Below are 20101 nucleotides of genomic sequence, written 5' to 3' on the forward strand. Positions count from 1 at the left end.
CTATCAGATATAGGATGCTTTTGTGAAAATAAATACAATTAATCAATAGGTTAAATTAGGTTGTTATGAACAAAAGCCAATGTACTATCCTCACATGTTTCTCGTTATTAATATCCACTCAGGCGCTTTCTTATGATCTTAGTTGGGAGCTGTTTGAAGGTGATGACCTCGCGCTGCTAAAAGAGGCTGAAACGTCAAACGACCCAGATGTGCTTTATAAAGCAGCTAACTTGTTGATAGATGAGTCTGTTATGCAAGCGAATATAGACAGAGCTCATGAATATCTAGAACAAGCACTAAAGTCAGGTCATGATGGCGCTGAAACTCTGAAAGCAGATTTAGAGTATTCGGATGGTAACTATGAAGAGGCACTCTCTTGGTATCACAAAGCTGAAGACGGGCAAGATCCCTATGTGTTGTATAGCCTAGGGGTTATGTACTTTGATGGTGAAGGTACAGAGCAAGACGTCAAAAAAGGCAACGAGTACTATTTAGCTTCAGCAAAACTTGGAGATGATGACGCTATGTATCAACTCGCATTTTCTTACAATGATGGTGTTGGAGTCGAAAAAGACTACGCCAAAGCTGCATATTGGTTTGAGCAAGCCGCAAAACAACAGAATACCAGTGCGATCTATAACTTAGGGATCGCTTACCTTAATGGCGAAGGCGTTGAGATGAACTGCCAAAAAGCAATGCAACACTTCGAGCATGCCATTGAACTCGAAGACCATACTCGCTCGGTGGCGAAACTTGGTGATATTTACTACTACCCTAAATACAAACAGCGTTGCGGTTTTAAAACGACGGATTACGCTAAGTCCTTTGAATACTTTCAAAAAGCAGCGATGCTAGATGATACTTACGCCCAATTTATGGTGGGATACGCGTATCGAAATGGTCATGGTGTATTCAGTGATTTTGCCAAATCATTAGCATGGTTTGAGATTGCTCAGGAAAATGGCGATGAGGATGCCGAAAAAGAAATCCTTAATGTGAAGCAATATATGTCTAACGATGAACTTGCTAAAGCACAGCAGTATAAAAACGAAATCATCGACGAAATTTGGTAAGTATATAAATAAGTACGAATAAAGAGGCGTAGAGTACGGTTATCTGTGCCTCATTCCCCCCTCCTCAGGATACTCTCAGAATTTGTAATAAATCCACGTGTATCATGGAGCTTGTTGACGCTAAACTTTTGGCGTCAATAAGGCAAAAGTAAGTCACTCACATTCACGAGCAACCTATCTCTAATGGGTTTTGAATATCACTTTTTGCTGTCACAACCGTTTTTATCTGTAAAGCGCGATATTTTGGCTATGCTAAAGGTAAGAGACTGAGTTTTCAGTAAAGTCACGGCTGCGATATTCAAAATCCAATGGCTAATCATATGCGATAGCAAAGAGCTGTTGGCACAAGTTAGTCACTATTTATCCAATAGCCTTGTATCGGGAGCTGAATTATGAACGATGCTGATATTAGCCCTTGTCAAGAAAAGTTGCATCTGCTGCTGCTCGATGACGAGCCAGAAATTCTAAAATCTCTAACGCGAGTACTGCGCTTTGATTATCGTGTGGTTTCGTTTGATAACGGTCACGATGCTCTAGCTCACCTTGAGGAGCATGATGTGTCTATCATCATTTCCGACATGCGGATGGCTGAGATGGATGGGGCGGAGTTTCTCGCTAAAGCGCGAGCGATTCGCCCTGAGTCGATTCGTTTTTTACTGACTGGATACAGTGATATGGAATCGACCGTACTCGCCGTCAACGAGGGGGGGATTCATTCCTATATTGCTAAACCTTGGGATAACGAAGCGCTGAAACTGACTCTGTCTAAGGCGTCTGAATTGTTAGAATTGAGGCGCCAGAAGCAGGTACTGACCGATGAATTACAGTCTAAGAATACGCAATTGAATGAGTGGAACGATGCGTTGGAAGACAAAATCAAGCAGCGCACCGCTGCGTTGCAGGACTCCAATAAAAAAATGAGTGCTCTGTTAGCGAATCGGACACGTACCTTCAAAGATATTCTGTCAGCCTTATCTGCTATCATCCAGCATGCAACGGGGCAGCCACATCAACACAGTGAGCGGGTAGCTGAATATGCTAAATTGGTCGCTACTCATATGGGATTGTCTGAGGCGCAGGTGTCACATTGTTACTTGAGCGCTTTATTGCACGAGATTGGATTAATCGGTGCGATACCTGATTCATTTGAGCCTTCTATTCAGCCTGACGGAACGCAAATTTGTCTTGCTCCGCTTGCTAATGCAGAAGTGGGTGCCGCCATCATTGGTCAAATACAGCGGTTCAGGCCACTTGTGGACATTATTCGACATCAAGATGAAAACTATGATGGGACAGGCTTTCCCGAGCATCTAGCTAAAGACGAGATCCCAATAGGTTCCCGTATCTTAAGAGTGATCAAAAACTACGAGTTCTTTGTGTCAGGTTTGCAAAACTCTGCACGGCTCAAGCCCAGTAGCGCGCGAGCATTTATAGAGCAGCAAGCAGGATGCTTGTACGATCCTGCAGTGGCGCGTAGTTTTTTTGAGGTCCTCAAAACGGATATTCACAACACTGATCTTGAGATTTGTGTAGGCTTAGATGAGCTTAGAGTTGGGGCAGTACTCAAGCAGGATGTCTATCATCCAAATGGGCAAATGATGTTATCTGCAGGTCAAGAGATCAATGAAGCATTACTAAGCAAGCTTAAACAAATTGAAGAGTCTGTCGAAGTACCTATCGCGCTTTACGTCTGATCTACCAAGTTCGTGCGAAGTAATTGTAATAAAATTACCCACGGATATTCAGCAAGCGTAATGATAGGGGGGATAGGACAAGCAGGCAGAGGTGAATTACCCACCGAATACTAGGTGCTAGTTAATCAATACCTCTAGAGGGTCCTATAATGCCCTAGGTAAACGGGTCATTCCACGTTTACTGCACTGCATGCTTGAACAAGTCCAGCAGTTAAATTATGCACTATTTGCAGTAGCAATAGTGACGTGATTGGTGAGACTGAGGGGGAAGGCAAGAGTGACGTTCACCCCCCCAGTGTTGCGGTTTTGAATGCGTATCGCCCCTTCATGAGAACGTATGATACTGTATGAAAAGGTTAACCCAAGGCCCATACCTTGCCCCACTGGCAAGGTAGTAAAGAACGGATCGTACAGACGCTTCAGGTGCGCGTCGTCGACACCTACACCATTGTCGGCAATCAGGATGATGAGATGATGTTCGTGCATTTGGGCAGAGATGGAGATCTGGCCTTCGGACGGTTTCGCCATACGCTCACATGACTGAATAGCGTTTTTCAATAGTTCGGTAAACAACTGGCGAAAATCGTCCACGTGTACATGTAACGTAGGTAAATTGTTTAATGAAGGGCTCAAGGATACGGTCAGGTGCTCTGAAGGCGCCAAACTTTCTAGGCAGTGCTTGAGTAGCTGCTTTAGTAACAGAGGTTCACGTTCGCCTTTATCTTGGTTCAGCTGAGTGGCGTAGCGTTGCAGGGCAGTAACGATGGAACGCACTCGATCAACACTCACCATCGCTTCGTTTAGGCTATCGCGAAAATCTTCCTCTATACAGTCCACATAATGGGTCTGTTTCCACTGCTGTAGCTGTTGCAAGGCTTTGTCATTGCTGCTGTCGTATAATGCTTCGCTACGCTCTATCCAGGCTAGGTAGGTACTCAAGTAGCTCTGGCACATCTGGAGATTACTGCTGACTGCTCCCATCGGGTTGTTGATCTCATGTGCGACTCCGGCCGCCATAGTACCGATAGAAGCCAACTTTTCTGATTCGACTAATCTTTCTTGAGTGCTTTTTAAGCGCTCGTTGGTATCGGTCAATTGGCGGTTGGCGTCGGTTAGAGCTTGCGTCCGTTTCTGTACCCGAGTTTCTAAAGAAGCATTGCTATGCTCAAGTTCATTTCGATAACGTTCTGCATTGTGCTCGGACTCTTTGATCTGCGCCACCATGTTGATAAAGGCACGCGACACCGTAGCTAGTTCATCTTTACTATCTGTATGAATATCAACTTGGCGTGAACCCGCCGCAATGTCATCGGCAGCGCGCTTAAGTTCGCTTAAGCGACGGGTAAGATAGGCCCCAAGCACATAGGAAAACAATGCGACTAAGGCCATTTCTCCCAGCACGATCAATGTGCTCCATTTTTTCGCTGAATCGATGGCCTTATTGAGTGCGGACATATCAAACCCAAGCCATACTTCGCCAAATTTGATACCGGATTCTTCGATCGGGCTAGACACATCAAAGGTTCCATCCTTCACGCGACTAGATCCCTGCTCTAGCCGACTAGGACTGTAATCACCGGGTAGGTTACCTAAGCTTGACAACAATTGTCCTTCCTCACCAAACACAGCAACATAGACGATGTCTTTGTTATGTAATAACTCCTGAGTGAAGGACTCCACGGTAGCAAGATCATAAGACAGGACGGCGTTTTTAACCGTCGAGGCAAATAAATCGGATGTTGATACAGCTCGCTGATCCAATCCGTCAAAGTTGGTTGTTCGCAAGTAATTGAGCGTTAAAGTCAGTAAAATGGCCAGCAATACTGCTTCTATTAAGGCTATCCCGAGGATGGTCTTCACTCTCAGTGACATGGCGAAAGCCTATGGTTCTAGATACTTATCGAGTAATGTGATGTTTAAGGCACGGACATCATCCCAATCGCTGTTTTGTGCTTGCTCAACCCCTCTGAACTTGATTCGTTCGAGCAAGGCTTGACCCGCTTCGCTGTCATTTAGAGCCAGTAGTGCTTGAGTAATATTGTCACTTACGGCTTTGGGTAGTTCGGGGTGGGAGGCAAATGCATGGGGTGTATAACCAGGGGTGCGCCATAGGACCTTTAGATTATCGCGTATCGCACTGTCGGTGTTGTTTAGCGTGCGCTCAATACCACCTCCTGCAGGGAAAAAGTCTTTGGCAACATTGATGTATACTGAGTCGTGTGAAGAAACATACTGAGGCGTAAAGTTAATGCCCATGGCCTTGAGCGAGGATCGTGGGATGACACTTGCGGCGAAGGCGGCTGGGGATGGGAAGACCAAAGTTTTGCCATTTAAGTCTTGCAAATCCTGGATAGGACTGTCGTATTTGGTCACCAAAATGCCGCGAATTTGCTTGTCCTTTTGCTTAGCAAAGGCTTTGTAGCCGGGATTTTGATGAAATACTGTGTAGTGATAGGGGTTCATGTAAGCAATATCATATTCCCCCTTCAGGACGCGTTGTTCAAACTCAGGAATGTCTTTAGCGGTGCGAAAGACAATCTTATATCCAGTCTCTTCAGACAAGTGTTTCAAAATAGGACCCCAATTTTTGGCGAGTACGATCGCTGATTGCTGCGGAACGATACCAAACGTCAGTGTTTGTTCTTGCGCTTGTGCCGGTAAGCTAAGCAGTAGTGCGAGCAATCCGAGTTTCTTCATGTTCTTCCCTTTTGAGTAGCCGAGTTATTTAAAGCGTAGCTAAATGGTGGGGCTTTACGAATTTTTTCAGCTTTTCATAACGTTGAAGTGGGTAAGTGGACTAATCCGTCTAGTTTTGGATATTGAGTGTAGCTTAAATTTAAATGCTTCATTGCCGAAATACATTTGGCATGTTTACAGGCAGTATTCCGGTTTTTTCCGATTTTTTATCTATTTGATGCTATACATAGTAACAAGAGGTGTGCCATATGTTACTAGCCCTTTTGTAGCTATATTTAACTCAGCGCTAAGGAGATTGGGATGCAAGGAGCTGTGTTTACTGCTTTTTCCGATATGATTGTCGAAAAAATGGGTATGGAAATGCTCGATGAGTTGATAGAGACTACAGAGCCTGAATCAGGTGGTATTTATACGGCAGGGGGGAGCTACGCCGATAGTGAGTTGTTTAACATGGTGGGTGTATTGTCAGACAAGACGAATATTCCTGCAGAGGAACTGGTACGGTCTTTTGGTCACTACTTATTCAAAAAACTTTATGCGAGTTGCCCTACCGACATCTCACAAATCACTGATCTGAAGGCTTTTTTACTCGCGATTGATAGCGTGATTCACAAAGAGGTGAAACGACTCTACCCTCAAGCGTATCTGCCTAGGTTTTCCTATGAAGAACAAGAAGATGGACGCCTAGTCATTTACTATAATTCAGGTCGTGAACTATGTGAACTTGCCGAGGGTTTGATTGTCGGTGCTTCGGAACACTTCAAGCAGCCTATCCACTTGGCTCACCCTGATTGTCTTCATCGTGGCGACAAGCACTGCAAAATCGTTGTGGCATTTGATACGCAGGAGAATCAATGAGCGGTCAGGTTAATTATCAGCGAGCCTATGAGCGAGAACGTGCAGCGAGACTTGAAGCCGAGCGATTGCTTGCGGACAAAACTCGGGATTTATATGACAACGTGATGGTCTTGGAGAAAACACTCGAAGAACTGAAAATCAGTCAGAAGCAACTTGTTCAGGCTGAGAAGATGGCGTCGATTGGTCAATTAGCTGCGGGGGTAGCGCATGAGATCAATAATCCAGTCGGTTTTTCAATGAGCAATGTTCAAACACTAAGCGAATACGTTGCGCAGCTTTTCCAGTTGGATCGGTGGTTTATGACTCAGGCTGAACTACCAGAAGAGATCCGATATAAGTATCAACAACAGCGCCAAGCACTCTCGATAGATGAGTTACAGGACGATACAAGTGAGTTGATCGAAGAAACTCTAGGGGGGCTTAATCGAGTACGAGATATCGTCGCGAGTTTAAAACAAGTTACTCACGTTGGTGGTACTAGGCACGATCTTTGCGATATTAATGAGTGTATTGATCTAGCTCTTAAAGTGGTATGGAGCGAAATAAAATATAAGATGGAGGTAGTCAAGCATTTGCTTCCGGAGTTACCGTTGGTTCACGCAGATGGGCAAAGTATCCAACAAATTCTGATTAATATGTTTATAAATGCGGCTCATGCATGTGAGGAGAAGGGAGGTGTTCTAACAGTGAGCACCCAGACGCAGGTTTATAAAGGCATTCATGGGATACTCATTAAGGTGAAAGATAACGGGTCGGGTATTCCCGAGGATATCAAAGAAAAGATTTTTGACCCTTTCTTTACGACCAAAGAGGTTGGTGTAGGGACTGGGTTGGGGCTGTCGGTAACTCATAATTTAGTCGAAAAACACGGTGGCCATATTAGCTTGAACAGCAAAGTGGGGCTCGGTACTTGTTTTGGTATTTTCTTCCCGATAAGTTAGCCGTATTCTGCATTTAGTGTGGAGCTATCGAACCTATTCGTTTCGTATGCGTATCGTTGTACTAAGAGCCAAAGTTAGAATGATGAGTCAAATAAGAAAAAGGCGCTAACTCTATGAGTTAGCGCCTTTCCAAACGTTTGGTGGAGCTGGCGGGAGTTGAACCCGCGTCCAAAAACCATTCATCATTGGTACTACATGCTTAGTCGATCTTTAAATTCACCAAGTACCTGCGAACCGACACGCTAGTAAATGACTATCCTGAATTAGAATTCGCCGTTCATCTCTCAGGCGGGAGAATCCGGGCTAGCGCGTTTGGGTTTGATCTCTCGTTGGTCCCCGTCTTACGTGCGGAAGCTAGGGCGAGAGAGCTCTGAGCAGGTTATTAAGCTGCTAGTGCGTAGTTTTCGTCGTTTGCGACTATTTTTTTGCGGCTTTTTACGTGGCCAACCGCCCCACGGCATGCACCTCAGACTGCAAAATTCCTGTCGAATCCTAAATCAGCCCCAAAGTGTTCTTCGCATAGTACCAGAAAAGTGTAACCTGTCTAGACTTGTGCGTTTAAGTGCTCAATATTAGCGCAGTGAACTCTTCATTACGCGCGCTTTTTCGCGAGCCCAATCTTTTTCTTTAAGATCAGTACGTTTATCGTGCAGCTTCTTACCTTTCGCTACGCCGACTTTCATCTTCACCCAAGAGCGAGACCAGTATAGGGAGAGGGCCGCAAGTGTCATACCTTCGCGGTTGATTCGACCTAGCAGGTTATCAAGTTCGCGACGGCTCATTAATAATTTACGCACACGAGTAGGGTTCGCCACAACGTGTGTCGATGCTTGGTTAAGAGGGGTAATGGTCATGCCACTCACGAAGGCTTCGCCGTCACGCATAAACACGTAGCTTTCTGCGATGTTAGCTTTGCCTTGACGAAGGGCTTTTACTTCCCAGCCTTGAAGCTCCACACCTGCTTCGATTTCATCGTCGATGAAATACTCGTGGCGAGCTTTCTTATTGACAGCGATGGTATTGCTACCCGCTTTTTGTTTAGATTTTTTCTTTGCCATAATGGCTGCATTATACGGCTAGGAGTTAAGTTAGGAAATCCCTTTATTTGCGCTGAGTGCAAATAAAAGTAAAATTGCACCAAGCTTGAAGTTCAAGCAGATGTTACGAGGAGTCAATATGAAGCAAGTTAGTCGTTCTGCTTTAGTGTCGTTTAGTGCCCAGCAGATGTTCAATCTAGTGAACGACGTCGCGAGCTACCCTGAGTTTTTACCGGGTTGCTCTGGTTCGCGTGTGATTGAGTCGAGCTCGGATGCGATGGTGGCTTCTGTTGATGTTGCAAAAGCAGGGATTAGCAAAACGTTTACCACGTCGAATGAGTTGGTTGATGGTGAGGCGATCCTGATGAATTTAGTCGATGGGCCGTTTAAAACACTTAAAGGTGGATGGTTCTTTACTCCGCTTGATGAGCAGGCGTGTAAAGTTGAGCTTAAGCTTGAGTTTGAGTTTTCAAGCAAGATGATTGAAATGGCGTTTGGTAAGGTTTTTAATGAACTGACCAGTAATATGGTCAACGCTTTTACGAAGCGCGCAAAACAGGTGTACCCAGCTTATGAGTATTGAGTCTGAAATGATTCATGTTGAAGTCGTCTATGCTCTGCCGCAAGAGCAGCGTGTATTTACGTTAGTGGTTAATCAGTCAATGACCGTCGAAGAGATCATTGCTCAGTCTGGTGTGCTTGAGTTATACCCTGAGATTGACCTAAAGAAGAATAAGGTCGGCGTATTTAGCCGTAATGTTAAGCTGGATGCTACGATCAATGATAAAGACCGCATCGAGATTTATCGTCCACTTCTAGCCGATCCAAAAGAGATCCGCCGCAAGCGAGCCGAGCAAGCCAAAGCCGCAGGCTCTGCCGATCCGGTCACGGGTGGTAAGAAAAATCCGTTGAGGAAGGAAGGCTAGATAGAACGGGCTTCGCCCTATGGACCGCTCCGCTTTTAGATAACGGGATCGGACTTCGTCCTTCGAGAGGCTGGAACGCTTCGCTCCGAGAGCCGAGACCGGGCTGCGCCCTTTGAGAGGAATGCGGTGCTATATACCGTCATTCCCTAGACTGACGAAGGAAGAAGTAGGGAATCTCCATACTTCATCGACTTGCTTTAAGAGATCCCCAACTCACTCATTCTTCGTTCTTGAGGATGACAGCTTAATTTATTGAAATAAAAAGGGTTGACACAAAATGCCAACCCTTAAAACTTTTCTCGCTTCTCGCTTCTCGCTTCTCGCTTCTCGCTTCTCGCTTCTCGCTTCTCGCTTCTCGCTTCTCGCTTCTCGCTTCTCGCTTCTCGCTTCTCGCTAGTTAATACTCTCAAAAAAGTCTTTGCTTGGCGGGAAATCGCCGGCGACATTAACGAGTTGACCTTCACCGTTGAAGTCAACGATTAGGTTTTTCTGAATTGAGTCGTTGTGACCTTCGGTATGGTGGTAGATGTAGTACCAAGTATCAGGATAACCATTCTCTACGAGCATAGGTGAGCCCATTACATAACGGACTTGCTCTTTCGTCATACCAAACTTTAATTGCTCTACTGCAGATTGCTCTACGTAGTTGCCTTGGTTGATATCAATGCGGTATACCAACTTTTCTAATAGCGAGCAGCCTGTCAGCATTGTCATAGCGAGTGGTACAGCGATAAGCCACTTTTTTAATTGCATACTTAAATTCTTGTAACTGATAAAAATCAAACTCAGCCGATAATAAACAAGCTAAGCGCTAAAGTAAAAAGCTGAGAGCATTTTGAATTGATTCAGACCATGATTTTTGAATTTGGTTGCAAAGTCGAGTCAAAATTCTTCATTGAAAGGAACTTTGACTCGAAAAAGCGGGGATTAAGCGGCGATAAGCAGCTCTTTAGCGTTGGCTAGCGTTGAATCAGTAATTTCACTTCCGCCTAGTAGTCGGGCTAACTCTGAAACGCGTTGTTCATTGTCTAAGCAGTGCATCTGAGTTTCAGTTTTACCTGCTTTGGTTTGTTTCGCGACAAACAGCTGTTGGTGACCACAGCCCGCTACCTGAGGAAGGTGAGTGACACACAGAACTTGAGTGGATTCGCCAAGTTTACGTAGCATTTTGCCAACCACAGCGGCTGTTGGACCACTGATACCCACATCGACTTCATCGAAGATCAGGCTAGGAGTATCGACTTTCTGCGCTGTGATCACTTGAATTGCCAGCGATATACGCGAAAGCTCACCACCAGAGGCAACTTTGGCAATAGGTTGCATTGGTTGCCCGGGGTTGGTTGAGACAACAAAGCACACGGTGTCCATGCCAAGTGGGGACGGGTGAGTGCCTTCATTTGATACCTCAATACGGAACTGCGCTTTTTCCATACTAAGTTCGTGCATGCTAGCCGTGATCAACTTATTGAGTTCTTTGGCATAACGAATGCGCGATTTATGGAGCTTTTCTGACGTTGCTAGGAAGCGTTGATATTTGTTTTCTACTTCTTGTTCAAGTTCTTCCAGGCGTTCGTCCGAGCAATCAAGTGCTTCTATTTGACCGAGTAGATCTTGATGATGTTGGTAAAGTTCATCAGGCATAACATGATGTTTTCTCGCCATCGACATGACTTTAGAGAAACGCTCTTCCACGTAAGCCATACGTGCAGGATCGACATCGATGTTGTCCAAGTAATTACGAAGTTCACTATTCGCTTCTTCAACTTGAATAATGGCTTCAGCAAGCATATTGGGTAACTCAGCCAACTTTTCATCTAACTCTGCGAGCTGGATTAAGGAGTGATTGGCCGATTGCAAAATACCAAGCGCGTTAACTTCTTCACCTTCGTAAATAAGTTCGATGGCTTGTTGGCAGGTAGAGGCAAGTTCTCCACTGTTTGAGAGACGCTTGTGTTCTTGTTCGAGTTCTTCATATTCATCCTCGCCAAGAGAGAGTTCATTAAGCTCTTTAATTTGGTACTCAAGAAGTTGTTTCTGAGCTAGGTTTGCCGCACTGTTTTCTTTCAACTGCTTAAGGTTGTTGTCTGATTGTCGCCAAGATTGGTAGGCGTTGCGCGTGCTCTTAAGCTGGTTAGAGTGACCTGCATATTGATCCAACATTGCCATTTGGTACTCACTTTTCATCAATTGATGATGAGCATGCTGACCATGGATGTTGATTAACAGCTGCCCCAAAGTTTTTAATTGAGAAAGTGGAACAGGGCTACCGTTAATAAATGCACGAGAACGGCCTTCTTTACTGATGATGCGACGCAGAATACAGTCGCTCCCATCTAATAAGTCGTTGTCTTCTAGCCAGCGAGTGGCATTGATATTGTTCTCTAAAGAGAAAGCCGCGCTTACTTCAGTTTTCTCTTCACCTTGACGTACCATGCTGGCTTCCGCACGCCCGCCTAAACACAAACCGAGAGCGTCAATGGCGATGGATTTACCTGCGCCAGTTTCACCGGTAATGGTTGTCATTCCCTTGGATAGCTCTAGCTGTAGAGACTTAACAATTGCAAAATTATTAACACTTAGATGAGCCAGCATTTTGTTGTACCTGTTTAAATGAACAATACTGTATAAGAAAACAGTATATACTGTTTCTTTATACAGTAAAGATTGTATTGAGAATTTTTTGATGGGGATCTAAACCTTGCTGGACGAGTTTATTGTCATTCCATAGAGCGACGAAGGAGAGAGTAGGGAATCTCGTAACAGCTTGGCCTAATAGTTCTTTTTTCAAACTTTTTATTCAGAGAACCCATCTACTATTGGTGCTGTATGGGGGAGGTATAAGGAGTTAATGTGAAACAACCTGCCGTATACATAATGGCTAACCAGTCTGGTAGCTGTTTGTACATTGGTGTTACTAGTAATCTAAAAGCGCGGGTATGGCAGCACAAAAATGGCAGTGTGGATGGATTTAGCAAGCGGTATAACATTAATCGATTAGTTCACTATGAGCTTTATCTTGATATCAAAGACGCCATAGTGAGAGAGAAACAGATGAAAAAGTGGAAGCGAGAATGGAAAGAGAGATTAATCAACGAAACCAATCGTCGTTGGGCTGACTTATACGACTTTCTTTGAGAGATTCCTGACTCTGTCGTTCCTCCATCTCAGGAATGACAGAACGTTGTATCTTGTCCTGTCATTACTTATTAAGCTCTTAAAACAACCGACTCGACCAGCCCAACTTGTTTCTTAAAACATGGTAGTAGCTGTAATCTTTCGGGTGGATCAGCTTAAGCACATTCGGGCTTTGGTAGATGTGGACTTCATCCCCCGGCGAAACTGGTAATGATACTTGGCCGTCACAGCCCACTTCTTGCATTCCGCGGTTATCTGGAGAAACGACAAGCTTAATGTGGCGCGCGCTATCGACCACAAGTGGGCGGCTAGATAGGGTATGCGGGAACATAGGCACCAGTGAAATGGCATTCAAACTTGGCGACAGAATAGGGCCTCCACCAGAGAGTGAGTAGGCGGTTGAGCCGGTTGGCGTAGATACAATGAGACCATCCGCACGCAAAGAGAACGCGAAGCTATCATCGATGTAAACTTCGAACTCAATCATATGGGCGACTTGCCCAGGGTGAAGCACCGCTTCGTTTAGCGCGGCATTGTGGCTCTTAACTTGCCCATGTCGATGCACTTCTGCTTCTAGCAAAAAGCGCTCTTCTTCGATGAACTCGCCGTTCAGTACGGCTGATAAGGCTGTTTGGAAATCTTCTGGGTTTAGGTCGGTAAGGAAACCTAAGTTACCTCTGTTTACACCTATGACTGAAATATCAAAGCGAGAGAGGACACGAGCAGCGCCTAGCATGTTGCCATCACCACCCACGACGATCGCTAGGTCGGCAATACGACCAAGTTGAATCAGACTAGCGAAATCGTCACTAGGAATATCATCTAAGATTTCACTCAATCGATCGTCGATATACACTTTATAACCTTCGCTTTGAAGCCAGGTATATAGCTCTCTATGAGTCGCTATAGCTTGCTGATCTCTTGGTTTACCAATGATGGCGATCACTTCAAAAGGTTTTTTCATAGGTTTTCCGCACCAAATAGGCTTGATTCGACAATCTTCATCCCCATAATAATGGCAAGTTAGCTATTTATGCGAATTTTTGTGTATCCCAATACGATAAACGTGATGTGTTGGGGACCAATAAAGTTGAATTCTGGAGATATCATGAGCAACGAAGAAAACAAAGTTACAGAAGAAGAGCTGGATCAAATCATCGAAGAAGCAGAGAAAGTAGAAGCAGCTGCTCAAGAAGTTGAAGCAGAGCTTGAAGAGATTGGTGATGAGAAAGACGCTAAGATTGCTCAACTAGAAGCAGCGCTACTAACAAGTGAAGCGAAAATTCAGGAACAGCAAGATGGTGTGCTACGTGCGAAGGCTGAAGTTGAAAACATGCGTCGCCGTACTGAAACTGAGATCGATAAAGCGCGTAAATACGCTCTAAACAAGTTTGCGGAAGAACTGTTGCCAGTTATCGATAACTTAGAGCGAGCAATTCAAGCCGCTGACACTGAAAACGAAGTGGTTAAGCCACTGCTTGAAGGTGTGGAACTGACGCACAAAACGTTTGTAGACACGGTTTCTAAGTTTGGTCTAAAAGAGATCAACCCTGAAGGTGAAGTGTTTAACCCAGAAATGCACCAAGCGATGTCTATCCAAGAAAGCCCAGACCACGAAGCTAATACGGTTATGTTTGTTATGCAGAAAGGTTACGAGCTTAACGGTCGCGTGATTCGCCCTGCAATGGTAATGGTTGCTAAATAATTTTCACACTTAACGTGTTTTAAACAGAAGAGAGGCTTAGGCCTCTCTTTTTTTATCCTCTCAGACCAGTTGTGTTATTTCTCAATAAATAATTGATTTGGTGAATTATTCTTAGTATGAAGTTTAACCGAAAATTAATTTCTGATTTGAAACTTGTAACATTATCGTAAACAAAGTCTTTATTTTGTAACCTTTGTGTGTATTATGTGCGAACTCTGTCGGGAAAACTGGCGGAATAAACTATAAAACCATAAATTAAAAACACAACATTCTGGAGATGAATGATGGATAAATCGCTTTCAAGCAAGATTTTTGTAGGCTTGTTTGCTGGTCTACTGATCGGTACTGCGATCCAGTACTTATTTAGCGGGATTGCAATCTTTGATACTTACCTTCTAGGCGCTGCTGAAGGCGCGGGCGGTATGTTTGTATCACTGATCAAGTTACTTGTTGTACCTTTGGTATACGTTTCAATCGTATGTGGTATTGTTGACCTGAAAGACATCACTGCCTTTGGTCGTCTTGGTGGTAAAACCTTTGCTCTATACATTATTAACACCATCATCGCGATTACTGCGGCGCTTACAGTTGGTATGATTTTCCAACCAGGTGCTGACGCGAACCTAGCAGGTACGATTTCAGAAACGGTTAAACTCACAACAACTGAAACACCTGATATCTTCTCACTAGTGGTTAACATTGTACCAAGCAACCCTGTTCAAGCGTTTGCTAATGGTGACATGCTACAAATCATCTTCATGGCAATCCTGACAGGTCTTGCTATTCAAGCTCTTGATTCACGCGGTGGTCCGGCTATTCGCACATTCAAGATGGCAAACGAAATCATGATGAAGCTAGTTGGTCTAGTAATGAGCCTTGCTCCATACGGCGTATTTGCGCTGATGATTCAGCTAGGTGCAACGTTAGACGCGAACACGCTAATGTCTGTAGCAGGCTATGTAGCGCTTGTTGTGGCAATGCTAGTGTTCTGGATCTTCTTCTTCTACCCAATGGCAGTAGGCATTGCGACAGGTACTTCTCCAAAGACGTTCCTACGTGCAACTCGTGAGCAGATCTTATTCTCTCTATCTACAGCAAGCTCGAACGCGACGATCCCTGTAACAATGCGTACTCTGACTGAGAAGCTACACGTTTCAAAATCAGTAGCCGGTTTTGGTGTACCACTAGGTGCAACCATGAACATGTCTGGTGTGTCTATCTACATCGCACTTGCAACTATCTTCGTAGCAAACGCATTTGGTCAGCCAATCAACACTGCTGATGTGTTCACTCTAGGTCTTACTATCCTACTTCTGTCAATCGGTGCTGGTGGTGTTCCTGGCGGTGGCGTTGTAATGGTTGGTGTTCTTCTTCACCAACTAGGTCTTCCACCAGAAGGTCTAGCAATCATCGCAGCAGTTGACCGTATCAATGATATGTTCTGTACATCTTCTAACGTAGTGGGCGATACAGCAGTAAACACTATCGTTGCTAAAACGGAAGGTGAAATCGGCAAACAAGAAGCAGAAGTAGAAGCGAAACCTGCTCAAGCGAATGCTTAATCAATAAAGTGTCGGAATTTGAAAGCGAGCCATAGGGTTCGCTTTTTTGATCTAAGATTCGAGAAGCTAGAGGTAAGAATCGAGACGTTACTAGCTCGACCTGTGCTTTATGATCAAAGCTCCTAAAATACGTGCAATATCATCGCAAACATTGCACAACTCATCACATTGGTTTGAATGAAGATAATTTAGGGCAGACGCAAGTAGCAATTGGGTTTTGAGTTCTCCCACAGAACCTTTGGCTACATTCAGGAAGTATGCCGTTTCTTTCCCACTTGTTCTTTCTACACCTTCAGCGATATTGCTGGGAATAGATATGCTGGAACGCCTTATTTGGTCACGAAAAGAGTAATCTTGAATATGTTGTACTGAAAGATACGTTTTCTTACAGAGTTCGAAACTTGTTTTCCAGACTTTTAGTTTTTCGTATTTCACGTTAATTCCTATTTAAAACATTAGCTTGACCCAAAGGGTTAATGCTTGCGTATAGAAATAGTATTAATAGTTGAGACTTGACAGGAGTATCAATCTGTTAAAATTGTTTCTCGCCTCTCGCCTCTCGCCTCTCGCCTCTCGCCTCTCGCCTCTCCAAATCTTTTTTAACTTTTTTTCACTTCGTCCCTTGAAAAGCCATTTGCCGCCCTTATCTATTGGGCATAGAGAAGCAAACATCATTATTTTTGTTTGTGAGCAAGGGTTGAAACCCGATTCTCCATCCCCACATAGGGGATATAGCAAAACGAAAATAGAAATTTATTCGGAGATAGCCTGATGGGTAAAATCATTGGTATTGACTTAGGTACTACTAACTCATGTGTTGCTGTACTAGACGGCGACAAACCACGTGTAATTGAAAACGCAGAGGGTGAGCGCACCACTGCATCGGTAATTGGTTACACAGACGGTGAAACGCTAGTAGGTCAACCTGCAAAACGTCAAGCAGTTACTAACCCAACTAACACGCTATTTGCAATTAAGCGTCTTATTGGTCGTCGTTTCGAAGACGAAGAAGTTCAGCGCGACATCGAAATCATGCCTTACAAAATCGTTAAGGCTGACAACGGTGATGCTTGGGTAGAAGCGCAAGGCCAGAAAATGGCAGCTCCTCAGGTTTCTGCTGAAATCCTAAAGAAAATGAAGAAAACTGCAGAAGACTTCCTAGGTGAGGAAGTAACTGGCGCAGTTATCACAGTGCCTGCTTACTTTAACGATGCTCAGCGTCAAGCAACTAAAGATGCTGGCCGTATCGCAGGTCTAGAAGTTAAACGTATCATCAACGAACCAACAGCAGCTGCTCTAGCATACGGTCTAGACAAGCAAGGCGGTGACCGCACTATCGCTGTATACGACCTTGGTGGTGGTACTTTCGATATCTCTATCATCGAGATTGACGAAGTTGAAGGCGAGAAAACATTCGAAGTACTAGCAACTAACGGTGACACTCACTTAGGTGGTGAAGACTTCGATAACCGCATGATCAACTACCTAGTTGAAGAGTTCAAGAAAGAGCAAGGTATCGATCTTAAGAACGATCCTCTAGCAATGCAGCGTGTTAAAGAAGCAGCAGAAAAAGCGAAAATTGAGCTTTCTTCTACTTCTCAAACAGACGTAAACCTACCTTACGTGACTGCAGATGCGACTGGTCCTAAGCACATGAACGTTAAAGTGACGCGTGCGAAGCTAGAATCTCTAGTTGAAGACCTAGTTCAACGTTCTCTTGAGCCTCTGAAAGTTGCTCTAGCTGACGCAGACCTATCTGTAAACGACATTACTGACGTTATCCTAGTTGGTGGTCAGACTCGTATGCCAATGGTTCAAGCGAAAGTTGCTGAGTTCTTCGGTAAAGAAGCTCGTAAAGACGTGAACCCTGATGAAGCAGTAGCAATGGGTGCTGCAGTTCAAGGTGGTGTACTTGCTGGTGATGTTAAAGACGTACTTCTACTAGACGTTACTCCTCTGTCTCTAGGTATCGAGACTATGGGCGGCGTAATGACTAAGCTAGTTGAGAAGAACACTACTATCCCAACGAAAGCGAACCAAGTTTTCTCTACAGCAGAAGACAACCAGAATGCGGTTACAATCCACGTTCTTCAAGGTGAGCGTAAGCAGGCGATGTACAACAAGTCTCTAGGTCAGTTCAACCTAGAAGGTATTCAGCCAGCACCACGTGGTATGCCTCAAATCGAAGTAACTTTCGACCTAGATGCGGACGGTATCCTACACGTATCTGCGAAAGATAAGTCGACTGGTAAAGAGCAGAAGATCACTATCCAAGCTTCTGGCGGTCTAAGCGACGAAGATATCGAGAAAATGGTACAAGAAGCAGAAGCTAACAAAGAAGCGGACAAGAAGTTCGAAGAGCTAGCAACTGCACGTAACCAAGCTGACCAAATGATTCACGGTACTCGTAAGCAAGTGGAAGAAGCAGGTGATGCACTTCCAGCTGACGAGAAAGAGAAGATTGAAGCAGCTATCTCTGAGCTAGAAGAAGCACGTAAGGGCGAAGACAAAGAAGCGATCGACGCTAAAGTTCAAGCACTTATGGCGGCAGCTCAAAAGCTAATGGAAATCGCTCAGCAGCAAGCTCAAGCACAGCAAGGTGCTGAAGCTGGTGCAGAACAAGCACAACCTCAAGACGACGTAGTTGATGCTGAGTTTGAAGAAGTTAAGGAAGACGGCAAGAAGTAATTCTTGATTCGACATACTTAATTTAATTTCTTGCGGGCGTTTGAGGAAACTCATACGCCCGTATGTTTGTAACTAAGATGTCAGTCTAGATAATGGTTCTCGAATCTCGAATCTCGAATCTCGAATCTCGAATCTTTATCTAGAATGATACAAACACCAAGCGGTGTGATAACTATCCTCCGTTTGCAGTACTACATTGGTGACGAAGAACATGTCAAAACGTGATTTTTACGAAGTATTAGGCGTAAGCCGCGATGCATCAGAGCGTGATATTAAAAAGGCGTACAAGCGCCTAGCGATGAAATTCCACCCAGACCGTAACCAGGGTGATGAAAGCGCAGCAGATAAGTTTAAAGAAGTAAAAGAAGCGTACGAAATTCTTCTCGATCCGCAAAAGAAAGCGGCTTATGACCAATATGGTCATGCTGCTTTTGAACAAGGCGGTATGGGCGGCGGCGGCTTTGGTGGCGGCGGTGCAGATTTCGGCGACATCTTTGGTGATGTGTTTGGTGATATCTTCGGTGGCGGTCGTCGTGGTGGCGGTGGTCATCGTGCTCAGCGCGGTGCAGACCTACGTTACAACATGGAACTGTCACTTGAAGAAGCGGTTCGTGGTGTATCTAAAGAAATTGAAGTTCCAACACTGGTTCACTGTGACAGCTGTGAAGGTAGCGGTGCTAAGAAAGGCACTTCTGCGGAAACCTGTGGTACCTGTCATGGTCACGGTCAGGTTCAGATGCGTCAAGGTTTCTTTGCGGTTCAGCAAACCTGTCCTACCTGTCATGGTAAGGGCAAGATCATTAAAGACCCATGTAATGTATGTCATGGACAAGGTCGTAAGCAGAAGACTAAGACCCTTAACGTTAAGATCCCAGCTGGCGTAGATACGGGCGATCGTATTCGTCTTTCTGGTGAAGGTGAAGCAGGAGAGCATGGCGCTCCGGCGGGTGACCTGTACGTTCAAGTTCATGTCAAAGAGCACCATATCTTTGAGCGTGATGGTAACAACCTTTACTGTGAAGTACCTGTGAGCTTTGCTATGGCAGCACTAGGTGGTGAAGTTGAAGTGCCAACACTTGATGGTCGTGTAAACCTTAAAGTTCCAACAGAGACCCAAACTGGTCGCATGTTCCGTATGCGTGGTAAAGGCGTGAAGGGTGTTCGTGGTGGCGGTGTTGGCGATCTGATTGTTAAACTAGTTGTCGAAACGCCAGTAAACCTAAGCTCGCGTCAGAAAGACCTACTAAAAGAATTTGAAGAGTCTTGTGGTGGTGAAGCGGCAACGAAACATAAGCCAAAATCAGAAGGCTTCTTCAACGGTGTGAAGAAATTCTTTGATGACCTAACTAGCTAACTTTAGCACTAAGACTTAGAAAGCCTGCTTCTCAGCAGGCTTTTTTATTGCCAACAATTTGGTGGTGTCATTTCACCTGTTTGATTGATAGTCAGTTGGCTATAGTGATTGTTTGAACACTGATCCTTTAATTGTGCACCGATAGGTTCTGCCTTAATAGTGTACGCAGATGCTGTGGCTGAAACAGACACAGTGAAATGCTCACTATCTACGGTGCAGAAACTACACACCCCTCCAGATAACACCGATGTCGCTGCCGATTGGTAACTCCCTGAATAGTGCTGTTCGAGTTCGATCTGAATTTTGGCTAGATCCGCCAGTGCAGCAGTCCGATGCGCCCTGAGTAAGTGACTTTGATAGCTTGGATATGCGATTGCCGCGACTATCGAGATAATGGCTAAAGCGAGCATCAATTCGACAAGTGTCATTGC

The 20101-nt window shown here is 44.7% G+C and carries 19 protein-coding genes and 1 other RNA gene; 11 read left to right on the forward strand and 9 right to left on the reverse strand.

Annotation, left to right across the window (positions count from 1 at the left end; translation table 11 throughout):
* Window positions 1–65: 65 nt before the first annotated feature.
* Entirely contained in the window at window positions 66–1073 is a 1008-nt protein-coding gene (locus LYZ37_RS03620; RefSeq protein ID WP_272786517.1) for a tetratricopeptide repeat protein, read from the forward strand.
* 392 nt (window positions 1074–1465) lie between these two features.
* The gene (locus tag LYZ37_RS03625; protein ID WP_272786519.1) at window positions 1466–2767 is read left to right on the forward strand and encodes an HD domain-containing phosphohydrolase; all 1302 of its coding nucleotides are present in this window, start codon (window positions 1466–1468) and stop codon (window positions 2765–2767) included.
* A gap of 216 nt (window positions 2768–2983) precedes the next feature.
* Here the strand turns inward: LYZ37_RS03625 and LYZ37_RS03630 are convergent, their stop codons facing one another.
* Window positions 2984–4639: a HAMP domain-containing sensor histidine kinase gene (locus LYZ37_RS03630; RefSeq protein WP_272786521.1), complete on the reverse strand. Its 1656-nt coding sequence runs from the start codon at window positions 4637–4639 to the stop codon at window positions 2984–2986.
* Between the two features lie 9 nt (window positions 4640–4648).
* The gene (locus LYZ37_RS03635) at window positions 4649–5464 is read right to left on the reverse strand and encodes a phosphate/phosphite/phosphonate ABC transporter substrate-binding protein (RefSeq protein WP_272786522.1); all 816 of its coding nucleotides are present in this window, start codon (window positions 5462–5464) and stop codon (window positions 4649–4651) included.
* A 300-nt stretch (window positions 5465–5764) separates the two neighbouring features.
* Between LYZ37_RS03635 and LYZ37_RS03640 the strand changes: the two genes are divergently transcribed.
* A complete protein-coding gene (locus LYZ37_RS03640) occupies window positions 5765–6322 on the forward strand; it encodes a heme NO-binding domain-containing protein (RefSeq protein ID WP_272786524.1) in 558 nt (185 codons plus the stop codon).
* Window positions 6319–7263, forward strand: a complete 945-nt coding sequence (locus tag LYZ37_RS03645; protein WP_272786526.1) for a sensor histidine kinase — start codon at window positions 6319–6321, stop codon at window positions 7261–7263. The genes LYZ37_RS03640 and LYZ37_RS03645 overlap by 4 nt, the downstream gene beginning before the upstream one ends.
* Window positions 7264–7401: 138 nt before the next feature.
* Here LYZ37_RS03645 and ssrA read toward each other — a convergent pair.
* Both ssrA and smpB read right to left on the reverse strand, forming a co-directional pair.
* Window positions 7402–7768: a transfer-messenger RNA gene (gene ssrA, locus LYZ37_RS03650) on the reverse strand.
* Between the two features lie 67 nt (window positions 7769–7835).
* On the reverse strand, window positions 7836–8321 hold the full coding sequence (gene smpB / locus LYZ37_RS03655; protein WP_004744371.1) for an SsrA-binding protein SmpB: 486 nt from the start codon (window positions 8319–8321) through the stop codon (window positions 7836–7838).
* A 118-nt stretch (window positions 8322–8439) separates the two neighbouring features.
* Between smpB and LYZ37_RS03660 the strand changes: the two genes are divergently transcribed.
* Together LYZ37_RS03660 and LYZ37_RS03665 are read left to right on the forward strand one after the other, a co-directional pair.
* Window positions 8440–8883 carry an SRPBCC family protein gene (locus LYZ37_RS03660; protein ID WP_004744370.1) on the forward strand — a complete coding sequence of 148 codons (444 nt, stop codon included), beginning with the start codon at window positions 8440–8442 and terminating at the stop codon, window positions 8881–8883.
* Window positions 8873–9226, forward strand: coding sequence for an RnfH family protein (locus tag LYZ37_RS03665; protein ID WP_004744369.1), 354 nt, complete (start codon window positions 8873–8875; stop codon window positions 9224–9226). Before LYZ37_RS03660 ends, LYZ37_RS03665 begins: the two co-directional genes overlap by 11 nt.
* 393 nt (window positions 9227–9619) lie before the next feature.
* Here LYZ37_RS03665 and bamE read toward each other — a convergent pair whose 3' ends face one another.
* A complete protein-coding gene (gene bamE / locus LYZ37_RS03670; protein ID WP_004744368.1) occupies window positions 9620–9979 on the reverse strand; it encodes an outer membrane protein assembly factor BamE in 360 nt (119 codons plus the stop codon).
* Between the two features lie 174 nt (window positions 9980–10153).
* A complete protein-coding gene (gene recN, locus LYZ37_RS03675; protein WP_272786530.1) occupies window positions 10154–11818 on the reverse strand; it encodes a DNA repair protein RecN in 1665 nt (554 codons plus the stop codon).
* Between the two features lie 258 nt (window positions 11819–12076).
* Here recN and LYZ37_RS03680 point away from each other — a divergent pair, with 258 nt between their 5' ends.
* Window positions 12077–12361, forward strand: a complete 285-nt coding sequence (locus LYZ37_RS03680; RefSeq protein WP_272786531.1) for a GIY-YIG nuclease family protein — start codon at window positions 12077–12079, stop codon at window positions 12359–12361.
* A 79-nt stretch (window positions 12362–12440) separates the two neighbouring features.
* On the opposite strand, the gene nadK is transcribed toward LYZ37_RS03680, so the two are convergent.
* On the reverse strand, window positions 12441–13325 hold the full coding sequence (gene nadK / locus LYZ37_RS03685; protein WP_004744366.1) for an NAD(+) kinase: 885 nt from the start codon (window positions 13323–13325) through the stop codon (window positions 12441–12443).
* Window positions 13326–13469: 144 nt separating this feature from the next.
* Between nadK and grpE the strand changes: the two genes are divergently transcribed.
* Together grpE and LYZ37_RS03695 are read left to right on the forward strand one after the other, a co-directional pair.
* The gene (grpE, locus tag LYZ37_RS03690) at window positions 13470–14066 is read left to right on the forward strand and encodes a nucleotide exchange factor GrpE (RefSeq protein ID WP_272786534.1); all 597 of its coding nucleotides are present in this window, start codon (window positions 13470–13472) and stop codon (window positions 14064–14066) included.
* 284 nt (window positions 14067–14350) lie between these two features.
* On the forward strand, window positions 14351–15628 hold the full coding sequence (locus LYZ37_RS03695; protein ID WP_272786536.1) for a dicarboxylate/amino acid:cation symporter: 1278 nt from the start codon (window positions 14351–14353) through the stop codon (window positions 15626–15628).
* A 90-nt stretch (window positions 15629–15718) separates the two neighbouring features.
* Here the strand turns inward: LYZ37_RS03695 and LYZ37_RS03700 are convergent, their stop codons facing one another.
* On the reverse strand, window positions 15719–16063 hold the full coding sequence (locus LYZ37_RS03700) for a four helix bundle protein (RefSeq protein ID WP_272786537.1): 345 nt from the start codon (window positions 16061–16063) through the stop codon (window positions 15719–15721).
* A gap of 336 nt (window positions 16064–16399) precedes the next feature.
* Here LYZ37_RS03700 and dnaK point away from each other — a divergent pair, with 336 nt between their 5' ends.
* Both dnaK and dnaJ read left to right on the forward strand, forming a co-directional pair.
* On the forward strand, window positions 16400–18316 hold the full coding sequence (gene dnaK / locus LYZ37_RS03705) for a molecular chaperone DnaK (RefSeq protein WP_272786538.1): 1917 nt from the start codon (window positions 16400–16402) through the stop codon (window positions 18314–18316).
* A gap of 211 nt (window positions 18317–18527) precedes the next feature.
* Complete coding sequence (gene dnaJ, locus LYZ37_RS03710) at window positions 18528–19670, forward strand: molecular chaperone DnaJ (protein WP_239852063.1); 1143 nt, start codon at window positions 18528–18530, stop codon at window positions 19668–19670.
* 44 nt (window positions 19671–19714) lie between these two features.
* Here dnaJ and LYZ37_RS03715 read toward each other — a convergent pair whose 3' ends face one another.
* Entirely contained in the window at window positions 19715–20098 is a 384-nt protein-coding gene (locus tag LYZ37_RS03715; RefSeq protein WP_336314490.1) for a type IV pilin protein, read from the reverse strand.
* Window positions 20099–20101 lie beyond the last annotated feature (3 nt).

Source organism: Vibrio tubiashii (assembly GCF_028551255.1).
In the GTDB taxonomy this organism is placed as follows: Bacteria; Pseudomonadota; Gammaproteobacteria; order Enterobacterales; family Vibrionaceae; genus Vibrio; species Vibrio tubiashii_B.